Origin of the sequence: Pedobacter cryoconitis, from assembly GCF_003259615.1 — a bacterium.
In the GTDB taxonomy this organism is placed as follows: domain Bacteria; phylum Bacteroidota; class Bacteroidia; order Sphingobacteriales; family Sphingobacteriaceae; genus Pedobacter; species Pedobacter cryoconitis.
On the sequence record NZ_QLLR01000007.1, the window covers coordinates 86,982 to 99,669 of the forward strand.

General features: G+C 44.2%; 1 protein-coding gene. It reads right to left on the minus strand.

Translation table 11 applies throughout. The features are described 5' to 3' along the window. Positions 1 to 6: 6 nt before the first annotated feature. Entirely contained in the window at positions 7 to 12,471 is a 12,465-nt protein-coding gene (locus LY11_RS10005) for a DUF7507 domain-containing protein (RefSeq protein WP_111633573.1), read from the minus strand. Positions 12,472 to 12,688: the final 217 nt, after the last annotated feature.

The window sequence follows — 12,688 nt, forward strand, 5'->3', positions numbered from 1 at the left end:
TTTTTTTTATTTCTTAAAGGTGCGGATCAGGGTGATGTAACCTTTAAATACTTGCCACTCTGTATTTCCACCTTTAGGTTTCACACGCAGCAGGTAATAATAAGTACCCTCGTTCAGCCCCTCGCCACTCCAGTTATTCTGGTAGTTTTTCTGTCTGAATACTTCATTACCCCAGCGGTTGACAATACTTAATTCATTGTCCCCATATTGATTTAATCCGCGGATTTCGAACACATCATTTGTACCATCACCATTTGGCGTAAACAGGTTCGGAATATTGATCTCGAAGAAATTAAGAGTGATCGCAACAGCAGCTACGTTGGTTAGATAACCGAACTTATCTTTCACCTGGTAAGTGAAATTGTCAGGACCTGAATAACCAGGATCTGGTGTGTAAGAAACGGTACCATCACTGTTTACTATAACTTTACCATGCAATGGCTGTGTAATAATAACTACCGTAGCTTTATCGAAGCTTGAATTTCCAGGGTTATCATTCGCCAGAATATCAATTACAATTGTTGTATTGGCTTTAGCCTCCGCTTTATCATCTATGGCAACCGGGGATTTATCTACCACAATAACGGTAGGGGTATTATTGGTCCCATCTGTTCCGGAAATTGCAGTGACATCGGCCCCTGCCGGAGTTTTTGCTTTCGCAGTAGCTGTATTGGTTACTTTTCCAGCATCTTTATCTGCCTGTGTCAGCGTATAAACTTCGGTCGCAGAAACTGTAGCTCCCGGAACAAGACCACCACTCACATCAATTGTTCTGTTGTTTATTCCCAGTTTTGCATCACTGAAAGTAACCGGATTCAAAGTAATACTACCTGTATTTTTCACAGTGAAAGTATAGGTAATCTGGTTGCCGCTAAATACGCCGGTTTTAAGTAAGGTAATAGTTGGTTTTGCTCCAATCACAATAACTGTAGCATCATCAGGCGCAGGAGTATCCGGATCATCAGATTTCGGTTTGTCAACCGGATTACCTGACGGGTCGGTACCTGTTGCACCTGCCTGGTTGCTATAAGTACCAAGATCCACATCTGACTGAGTTAAGGTATGTTTCGCTGTTACCGTTGCGCTTGCACCAGGAGCGATAGACTGGATGCTTAGCGGAATAATGCTTCCTGCATCTGCACCTGGATCTCTCACAACGACATTACTCAGTATAACATTACCAGTGTTAGTCGCTACAATAGTATAAGTGATCACATCGCCTGCTTTAGTGCCTGTATTGTTAGCCACTTTAGTTAAAGTCATTGCTGGATTTCCCGGAATAACGACATCAATATTAGTCGTTACCACAGGTGTAGTTTGTGGGGTTGTACCCGGTTCTGCAGGAGTTACAGTTGCTGTATTCTGAAGGCTGGCTGTGGCAGTTGCAGGCAGGAACCCTGTGACGCGGATAGTTACCGTATTGGTATTGCCCGCCGGAATATTAGCCGTTACACTTACATTATTTGTATTCGTGCCGGCAGCACCGGCAGTAATGGTAGCAGCTCCTCCAGGAGTTGCAATCCATTTCACATTAGTCAGTGCTGCTGGTACCGCATCAGTAATTACTGTTCCCAGTGCATCACTGATACCAGTATTAACTGCTGTAATTATATACTCAACTTCAGTTCCAGCAGTTGCATTGGCAGGGCCCGACTTAGTGATCTCAATTACCGGAATTCTGCTCACCACGGTGCTTACTGCAGAAGACTGAGGAAGGACCCCGGGTTCTGCAGGCGTAGCCGTGGCCGTATTCACCAAAGGAGATACACTATTGTTTGACGGTACTTTACCGCTCACTGTGATGGTAATCGTGTTGCCATTGCCAGCAGGAACATTAACTTTTAATGCAATATTACTGCCAGTACCACCAGTTGCCGGGGTGATAATGTTTGCCGTTCCGGCAGCAGTCGCCTGCCAGTTAATATCGGTAAGTGCAGCTGGAATATTATCGGCAATGTCCAAGTTAAGTGCATCACCAGTACCCTCATTATTTACAGTAATCAGGTAATTAATTGTTGCTCCCGCAGTTAAAGTTGCAGGGCCTGTTTTAACTATTTTAACCACAGGTTTTCTGCTTAGTGTAGTCACAACCGGAGTTGAGGTGACCGGATTCAGCGGATCTTCAACTGCCGTTACTGTAGCAGTGTTTGTTATCGACCCGCTAAATGATGGGGCGACGGTTCCTTTGATTGCGATAATTAAAGCATCACCCGCAGCTAAATTGGCATTGGTTGCAATGGTATTGGAAGTGCCTGAACTTGCACCCGTAATTACAGTGTTCCCTGTTTGTGTAACAGACCACTGCTGAACGGTTACGTCCGGTTGAACAATATCTGTAATCGCAGCATTAAGCGCGGTACTAGGACCGCTATTGGTGACACGGATTTCGTAATTGATTTCCTCACCTGCCAGTAAAGTAGCCGGGCCGCTTTTGGTAATCGCCAGGTTAACTACTGGTTTGACTACAGTGGTAACCGCAGAGGTTACCGGAGTAACACCAGGTTCAGCTGGAGTTGCCGTTGCCGTATTGGTCAGGCTGTTGGTATAAGCCGGGTCAATATCACCGGTAATGGTCACGCTGATTGTACCACCCACCGGAACATTGACATTTGCAGTTACCTGATTACTGGTGCCGTCAGCACCGGAGTTGATCACCGCACCGCCACTGGCAATGGTTGCCCATTGTACATTTTTGACAGCAGGGTCAACCGCATCTGTGATCACCGTACCCGTCGCATCAGATGGGCCTGCATTGGTCAGGTTCAAAGTATAAGTTATTTTTTCTCCACCAGCTGCAGTTGCAGGGCCTGATTTTACCAGAACCAGGCCAGGAGTTTTAGTTAACGTTGTTGTGACTTCATTAGAAGTTACCGCCGGGTTACCCGGTTCGGTGACAGTTACTGAATTCAAAAGATCAGCTGTTGCTGAAGAAGGAATGTCGCCGGTTATGGTAATTAACACCCTGGCATTTCCTGTGCCTGGAATCGCGGCCACTACACTTAAGAGCGGGCCATTTCCAGTAGCACCTGAAGTAATCGTAGCACCATCACTACCAGCAGCAGTCCATTTCACATTTTGTAAAATAGGAGGTATCGCATCAGTGATCGCTGCCGCCAGCGCATTACTAGGCCCTGTGTTGGTTACCTCGATTGTGTAAGCAATAGGAAGACCTGCACTTGTTGATGCTGGCCCCGACTTGCGGATATTCAAGGCAGTAACTTTGCTGACAACCGTACTTACTGTTGGTGAAACTACCGGTGGATTTACACCAATCTGTGCCTGCGCGGTATTGGTAAATGTACCCGTGAAAGCAGGGTCAACTGTTCCGGTTACATCGATAGTAATGATATTATCAGCGCCTTGCGGAATGTTGGCCGTAACTGCAGGATTTATCATTATTCCTGTAGCAGGGGCAGAGGTAATTGCGGCAGTGCCTGAACTTGTAGCTGTCCATTTATAATTCAGTAATTGTGGAGGGATCGCATCAGTAATATTCACTCCGGCTGCATCACTCGGTCCATTATTGCTCACCTGAATTATATAATGTATCTGCTCACCGGCAAAAGCGGTCTGAGGACCACTTTTCGATACCTGTAAAGTTGGATTATTAGTGATTGCTGTGGAAACAGCTGAAGTGTTATTAGCCAGATTATAGTCAGTTAAACCTGCGGTCGTTAAATTAACTGTCGCCGTATTAATAATATTACCTGCAGCAGTGGCAGCAGGTATTTTCCCATTTACAGTAATCAGTATATAGTTACCGGCACCTGCATCGATCCCGCCCGTTAAGGTGATTGCATTAGTTGTGCCTGTTAAACTACCATTGACTACTGCATTGCCGATCACAGTTGCTGTCCAGTTGCTGACTACAACTTCTGGTGGTACATTGTCCTGAATGGATAGGCTGGAAACATCATTCGGGCCATTGTTCAATACTTTTACTGTGTAAGTGATATTTTCACCAGCAGCTATTGTTGCAGGCCCCTGTTTCTCTATCCTGAGATCCATTGATTTATTAACAGAAGTAGTTACAGAACTTGATCTGACACCCCCTGAAGTCACTGTGATTGTATTTATAAATTGTGTATGTCCTTTATCAACTACAATACCATTGACTGTGATCTGGATTGTATTGGCCGGACCCGCCGAGATATTACCAGTTGTATTGATTGTATTGGTAGTCCCGCTTTGTGTTCCGGTGATTTGTGCGCTGCCTACTGCCGAAGCTGTCCAGCTGGTCACTTGTATATCATCAGGTATTGGGTCCTCAATCAAAGCATTTACGATGTCCCCTGCTCCGGTATTACTGATTATCATAGTATAAGTAATCGGATCACCAATATTAGCAGTTGCAGGTCCTGATTTTGATACGTTGAAATCAGGTGTGTTCGTGATTTTAGTGACTATTGCTGATGAATTATTACTTATTTCCGGATCAGGGACAATTGTACTTGTTATCGTTGCGGTATTCGAAATCGTAGCATTATTGATTAATGAAGGATTTGCTGTTCCTGTAATAACGATCTCAACAACGCCGGTTCCTGATGGAATATCTGCTGTGGCAGCTACGTTTCCGGTTCCTGAAGGTGCAGTGGAAATAATAGCACCTCCACTGGCAGTTGCTGTCCAGCTTGGATCTAGTATCTCAGGTGGAATAGCATCTTGAATATTAACCGCTAAGGCTGTGCTTGGTCCGGCGTTTGTAATCCGCAAATTATATTGTATCAGCTGACCAGCCCCGGCATCTGCAGGACCTGATTTTACAATTCTGACATTTGCCGATCTGGTTGTATTGGTAACTACTGTGCTTGTCGCAGGTGTTGGATCCGTTACCCCAGCTGGTGGTGTAGCGGTGGCCGTATTGGTTACACCTGGCCCGGTGAATAATGGATCAAGTGTGCCATTTATTGTAATTAGCAAGGCATCCGTTCCATTTGCTTTCAAAGTAGCCAGAAGTGATACATTGCCTGTACCGTTATTGATGTTTGCCGCAGCAGTACCACTGGAAGTGACGCTCCAGACCGGATTTAAAATGCTCGCAGGAATTGCATCTGTTACTTGTGCTCCTGTAACATCACCAGGACCAGCATTGCTTACACTAATTGTATAATTGACTGGCTGGCCAGCGACACTACTGGCTGGACCAGATTTTAAAATCTGCAGATCAGATTTTTTGGTTACTGTAGTTGTTACTACATTAGAGGAAACTGCATTATTCCCGGTTTCTGCAGGAGTTACAATTGCTGTATTACTAAAAGAAGTACCCGTAAAACCAGCACTAAGAGTGCCGTTAATTCTGACGTTGATATGGTTATCAATACCCGCCTGAACATTTCCTGTTACTGATAAATTATTACCAGTTCCTGTATTGCCAGCTGAGATTGTTGCCGCCCCGGATGTAGTTGCAGTCCAGTTTACGTTAGTCAATCCTGATGGAATCTGATCTGTAATTATTGCATTAACTGCATTACCCGGACCATTGTTTGAAATAACCAGGTTGTAAACTACCTGTTCGCCGGCATTGACTGTGGCCGGCCCGGATTTACTGATCGCCAGTGAATTTTTATTGCTGATTTTTGTACTTACAGTATTAGATGATACTGGTGAGATACCAGGCTCAGCAGGAGTTGCTATTGCGGTATTGTTAATGGTTGTATTAGGCTGACCTGCACTTAACGATCCTGAAACAGTGAGCTGAATTTGGTTGCTGGTGCCAGCATTCAGATTACCAGTTACACTAATTGTGTTGCCGGTTCCTGTCAAACCTGTAGTTACTGTTGATGTTCCAGATGGAGTTGCTTTCCAGCTTACGCCCGTCAATTCTGCTGGTACAGCATCGGTAATGACTAATGCTGTAGCATTAGAAGGGCCACTGTTTACCACATTAATAACATAAGAAACAGTTTCACCCGCATATGCAGTTGCTGGTCCCGTTTTAGTTATAGATACTGATGGTGTTTTTGTGATCGTTGTAATTACCGGCCCTGCAGTTTTAGGTACAGCACCTGTTTCAGCAGGAGTAACTGTAGCACTGTTACTGATATTGGAAGTGGTTGCAGGATTAACCGTTCCTGAAATAGTGATCAGGATCTCATCTGCAGAATTTCCGCCAATATTGCCTGTTACACTTAATGCAGATCCGCTGCCAGCAGCACCAGTTGTAACTGTTGCTGTTCCGGTAGTTGAGGTTATCCAGCTTGGATTTAGGATACTGGAAGGAATAGCGTCAGTAATAACTGAAGCTGTGGCATTTGCCTGGCTGATATTTTTAACTGAAATGGTATAAGTAATGGCCTGACCTGCACTTAAAGTTGCTGGCCCATTTTTTTGTATGGCTAATACCGGTATACGGGTTACGTTTGTGGTCGAGGTAGCAGATGCAGGTGTGGTTCCGGCTTCTGCAGGAGTTACTGTTGCTGTATTCGTGAGCGGGCCGCTAAAACCAGCACCAACCTTACCAGTAACGACAATAGTAATGTGGTTCCCAGAGCCGCTGGCGACATTTCCATTCAGGTTAATCGTGTTTCCAGTTCCTGTTAAAGCCCCGGTAACTTGTGCATCACCAGTAGTGGAGGCAGTCCAGCTGACTCCACTTACAGTTGCCGGTACAAGGTCACTGATCGCCAGGTTAAGTGCATCCGATGCACTGTTATTGGAGACGATGACAGTGTAGGTAATTGTTTCTCCTGCATTGATAGATGAAGGGCCGCTTTTGGTAATTGACAGGGCCGGTGTTCTGCTGGCAATTGTATTTACGGTAGAAGTAGGTGATGGGCTGTTCGGTTCTGTTGCTGTTACCGAAGCCGTATTGGAGATCGAACCATTAAAAGCGGGATTAGCTTTGCCTGTAATGGTGAAGATGATCTTATTTCCTGCACCTGCTGGAATGTTAGCTGTTGCAGCTAATGTATTTCCTGTTCCTGTCGCACCAGTTGAAATAGAAGCAGTGCCTTGTACTACCGAAGTCCATGTCGTGTTTAAAACACTGGCGGGTACAGCATCCTGTATATGTGCATTTAATGCGTCACTTGGGCCAGCATTACCAACCTCAACTGTATAGGTAATACTACTTCCCGAGTTGACCGTTGGGGTAACGCTTTTAACTATTGTCAGTCCTGAATTAGCACTCAGCGTCGTATTTACTGGTGTTGAGGTTACAGGGGCCGTGCCTGATTCTGATGGAGTAGCTGTAGCTGTGTTGGTAATCGTACCAGAGGCATTTGGATTTATAGTTCCTGAAACGACCACTTTAATAGTACTGTTTGCTTCAAAATTACCTGAAACGGCGATGGTATTACCAGTTCCGGCAGCTCCCGAATTAATCGTAGCAGTACCACCCGTTACTGTAGCCGTCCAGCTTACGCCAGTTATTGCAGCAGGAACAGCATCTTTAATTTGTGTATTTAAACTATTTGAAGGACCTGTATTTTTAACGTTGATGGTATATACAATCGAATTACCAGCATTTGCAGTAGCCGGGCCGCTTTTGGTTACCGTAAATACAGGTAGTTTTTTAACAGTGGTTATTGCCTGTGCATTAACAGCTGTACTACCTGCTTCGGCAGGGGTAGCAGTTGCGGTATTGGTGATGTTCCCATTAAAAGAAGGATCTACGGTGCCTTTTACAATAATGACTACTTTATTGGAAGTTCCAGCTGAAATGCTGGCTGTAATATTTATTGTATTGCCTGTTCCGCTTGCACCAGTGGTCACTGTTGCAGCACCAATTAGCTGTGTTGTCCAACTTACGTTACTTAATGATGCAGGAACTATATCTGTAATTTGTGTACCGGCTGCATTACTCGGGCCATTATTTGAAACATCTACCTGATAGGTAATCTGATTCCCTGCGGTAGCAGATGAAGGGCCTGTTTTAGTTATGACTATTCCGGATGTGCTGGTTACGTTGGCATTTACAGTAGAGTTACTTCCTGTTCCTGTAGGTTCAGCAGGTGTTACGGTGGCAGTATTGCTTATATTTCCTGTTGCCCCTGAATTCACTATGCCAGTAATTGTTACCGATATGGTATTGGCTGCGCCAGCAGGAATATTCGCGGTGATACTTAAATTATTTCCAGTACCAGATGCGCCATTTGTAATTGTAGCTGCACCAGCGACAGTACTTGTCCAGCTAACGCCAGTTAATGCTGCTGGTATAATATCTGTAATACTTGCGCCTGCAGCATTACTGCTTCCTGTATTGGAAATATTCAAAGTATAAGTTGCCGTATTACCAGCTGTTAAGCCTGCTGCGCCCATTTTGGTAATCGTTAGTACTGGTTTTGCTGTTAAATTAGTTGTGGTGGTTGAAGTATTATTACCCGGTGTCGGGTCGGTTATACCGGTTGGCGGTGTCACAGTTGCAGTATTGCTTAATGAACCTGTTGCCGATACGGCTATTTTTCCGGTGATGGTTAATGTCGTAGACTGTCCGCTGGCTAAAGTTAAGCCAGTCCAGTTCCCATTGGAGCTGGTATAAGTTCCGCTGGCAGCCGCGTAGGTATTCGCAGTAAACCCGGCAGGTAAATTGTCAGTTAGCTGCAGTACATCGGTAGTTAATAAAGTACTCGGGCCATTATTGGTTAAAGTGATGGTATAAGTCAAAGTCTCACCCGGTATACCTGTAGCGGGGCTTGCGGTTTTATTAACTCCAAAGTCTATCGTACGGTTGATATTTGTATTATCTGTATCCGTATTGTTTGCAGGTGTGGGATCAGTTACACCTGCAGGTGGGGTAACAGTAACCGTATTGCTAATTGAACTGGTAGCAGTTGCCGCCAGTGTACCGGTAATGGTCAAAGTCGCGTTTTGTCCATTAATTAAGGTTAAGCCAGACCAGTTGCCATTTGAGCTGGTATAAGTTCCCGCGCTTGTTGTAAAGGCTGTGGCGGTAAATTCTGCCGGGAGATTATCTGTTATTTTTACTATATCAGTGGCAAGTAAAGAACCTGTACCATGATTGGATAAAGTAATCGTATAGTTTAATGGCTGACCGGCCACAGCAGGTTTAGGTGCAGCAGTTTTGGCTATTCCCAGGTCAATGACGCGGCTGACAGGTGTCGTAATAGTTGCTATATTATTAGCTGTATTTGGATCAGTGATACCTGCTGGTACAGTGACCGATACCGTATTATTTAAAGAACCAGTGGCATTAGCAGCTACTGTTCCGGCAATAGTCAGCGTTATTGATTGCCCGCTTGCCAATGTTAATCCTGTCCAATTTCCATTCGTGCTGGTATAATTACCCATGCCAGCTGTATAAGTTGAAGCTGTAAACCCAGTTGGCAGATTATCCAGCACATTGATTACATCACTCGCAACCAATGTACTCGGACCGCTATTAGTTAAAGTGATGGTGTAGGTTAAAGCTTGTCCAGTTACGGCTGTGGCTGGTGAAGCTGTTTTGCTTACACCTAAATCAATAACTCTTGTTGTATTGATCGTATTGGTTGCTGTATTATTTGTCAGATCAGGATCTGTTATATCCAAAGGACTGGTTACCACAGCAGTATTGGTTAAGGTGCCAGTGGCCGCTGTTGCAGAAAATGTTCCGGTAATTACCAGGGTTGTTGATTGCCCGCTGGCTAAAGTTAATCCTGTCCAGTTTCCATTCGAACTCGTGTAGGTACCTGTAGCCGGTGTAAATGCTGTTGGAGTAAATCCAGCAGGTAAATTATCAACAACTTTGACAATATCTGTAACCAGTAAACTGCTCACTCCATTGTTTTTTAACGTTAGCGTATAAGTTAATGCCTGACCAGCTGCTACAGATGACGGATTCGCTGTTTTTGTTAAGCTAAAATCTATCTGTCTGGTAACAGGTGTAGTTTCTGTTGCCGAATTGTTAGCTGGTACTTTATCATTCGTGCCAATTGGTGCAACTACGCTGACCGTATTACTTAAAGTTCCGGTTACTGTTGGGGCAACTGTTCCTGCAATAATCAATGTTGTGCTCTGGCCATTATCTAACGTTAATCCGGTCCATTCGCCAGTAGTCTTATTAAAAGTTCCTTTTCCGGCTGTATAGCTTGTGGCCGTAAAACCAGCCGGTAAGTTATCAGTTAACGTTACAATATCAGCAGCAAGCAGACTGCCCGGCCCACTATTGGTCAGTGTAATTGTATAGGTTAATGTCTGGCCTGCAATTACAGGTTTTGGACTGGACGTTTTTGTTACGCTCAAGTCAATGTCTCTGTTGACAGGAGTGACCACTGTTGAGGAATTGTTCGCCAGATTAATATCAATATTACCGGCCGGATTGGCCACTGTTGCTGTATTACTTAAGGACGCTGCTACAGTCGAAGCAACATTTCCGGTAATTGTCAAAGTTGTACTTTGTCCTGAGGTTAAAGCTAATCCAGTCCAGCTCCCGTTACTGCTGGTATAAGTTCCGGTAGCAGGAGTGAAGGCTGTAGCTGTAAAACCCGCAGGCAGATTATCTGTAAGTGTAATAATATCGGTTGCCAGTACTGGACTTGGGCCGTTATTTTTGAGTGTAATCGTGTAAGTTAACGGCTGGCCTGCAGTAGCAGTTGTTGGAAGTACAGTTTTTATTATGCCTAAATCATATGAAGGCTGTATGAGGAGACTATAATCCTCGACTTCTCCATTAATGGCTGCTCCACCAGTTGTACTTGTTGTTAAATTACCAGTACTTAACCTCAGTCTTGCATAGGTAATTCCGGCGGTCAGATTACTGATACCTGTCCAGTTTAGTGTAGCAATAGTGGCACCATTCGGGACATTCACCACAACTCCTTCTGAAGGTTCAAAAATACCATTCTTGTTGAAATCTACCCAGCCCACTAAATTTGCTGTTGTTCCTGTTGTATTGGTAACCGGGACATTCAGCGTGTAGGTTGCAGATGCAGTTGTGAGCGTTGGTAAAGTCGTAAAACCGTCTTCATCCAGTCCATCTCCATTGGTTCCGTTTGCATCTGCTCCAGCAGCTACTGGCTGACCGTCTGGTTCTCCATCAATTGTTTTACCTATGATAATACGGTTATCTAAAACATGTCTGGGGCCATTATTGACTAGCAGTGTTCCGTAGCTAACAGGGGCATCTCCGAAATCTAATGGGATGATAGGCAAAGTATAATCTTCCACTTCACCATTACTAATTACAGAGGAAGGTGTTGAGGTTGCTAATGCCGGGTTTGTTGAAATTCTGAAACGCGCATAAGTTTGTCCGGCTACCATGCCCGCCAGACCAGTCCAGTTTAATGTCGCTGTAGTTGCTCCGGGAACAATTGTTGCAGAGGTTCCCTCAGATGCCTCAAAAGTCCCATTCCGGTTAAAATCTATCCAGCCAACGAGGATGGCATTTGCTGCACCAGTATTTGCAACAGTTGCTGTTACACTGTAGGAAGTGGCATTAACTGCTAATGGAGCAAAACTGGCTATTCCATCTTCGTCATTTTCTCCATTTTTATTATCAGCGTCAGCGTTTGTGCCCAATACAAAAGTAGCAGGATCAAAATCACCTGATATTAGCCCTAATCTTGGGGTTTGAGGTTTATCTACAGTACCTGCATTAATTAATTGGGTGCCAGCTGGTGGATTTGCAATATAAACAGGATTAGATGATCCCGGAGTTGGATTGTCTCCTCCACTTAAGACCGGAGTTAAGGTGTGAGATGGCGAACCATAAGTCGCGGGTGCGTCACCGGCTTCAGAATAAGCCATTACACCCAGAGCCATTCCAGTTAATCCTCCTGCTTCGATATGTGCATTGATAGTTAGTGGCGCGACCAGGCTCGTTAAAGTTTTTTGTGTGTATAACAATGCCGCATTCTGATTACATTGTAGTCTGACTGTTTGATCAGCAGCTGAAAATGTGATACGTCTGCCGTCTCCTGGATTAGGCTGGTCTGCTGAATTGTCTACAAAGGTTTCCAGTAATTTCCATTTATCTCCATTCGTATTGCCCTGTGTATATTCTGCAGGTGCATCTGATTCTGCGTTTCCAAAAACCAGTCCTATATCTGCAGGTTGACCATTTACGCTGGCATAACTACGGATTCTAAAATCAGCATCTACTCCATTTTGATTAGTTCTGATTGCATTCACAAGGGTATTACTTGCGCCGATTCCTCCAATATTATAAAGCCGGTTCAGCCTGTCTTCTCCGTAGGCTCCTGATATGTAGGGGATTAGTCTTGATGCGCTGTTGTTGCCTCCACTGAAAACCACCTGGTCAATAATTACTGTGACTGTAATCCCTGTAACAGTAAATGTAAATGTTTTGCTGTCACCGGTGGCCATATTCAATGCGTTGAAGTTTAGCCAATAAATGTTATTTCGGTATTTTCCAGTTCCCCCTGTCGCTTGTACCTGTGCTGAAGTGTGATTAGATAATAATCCCAGCGCTAATACGAGGCATAAAATCAAAGAATAACTGAATTTGATTTTTTTGATCAGACAGCGCAGGTACTGATAGAATGGGGAGTTCTTAGTATAGGATAGTATCATAGAAATGTGGATTGGGCGTTAACGATTTTATATAAAGAAGAATAGTTCTGTCCCAATTAGTCAGGTATAGCCAGCTAATAGGAGATATTAATCTTCAAGTATTAAAAGAAAAATTATAAAAGGAAATGGTCTTTGTAGCAGACGTGATGAACCAGGCCTTTTCTGGTTGTAGTTTAAATGTAGAGTATAATCATAAGTAGATGGGTTGAGAGAGATA

Coding starts and splice junctions, on each gene's coding strand:
- LY11_RS10005 (WP_111633573.1), bottom strand. CDS start 12,471: ATGATACTATCCTATACTAAGAACTCCCCATTCTATCAGTACCTGCGC.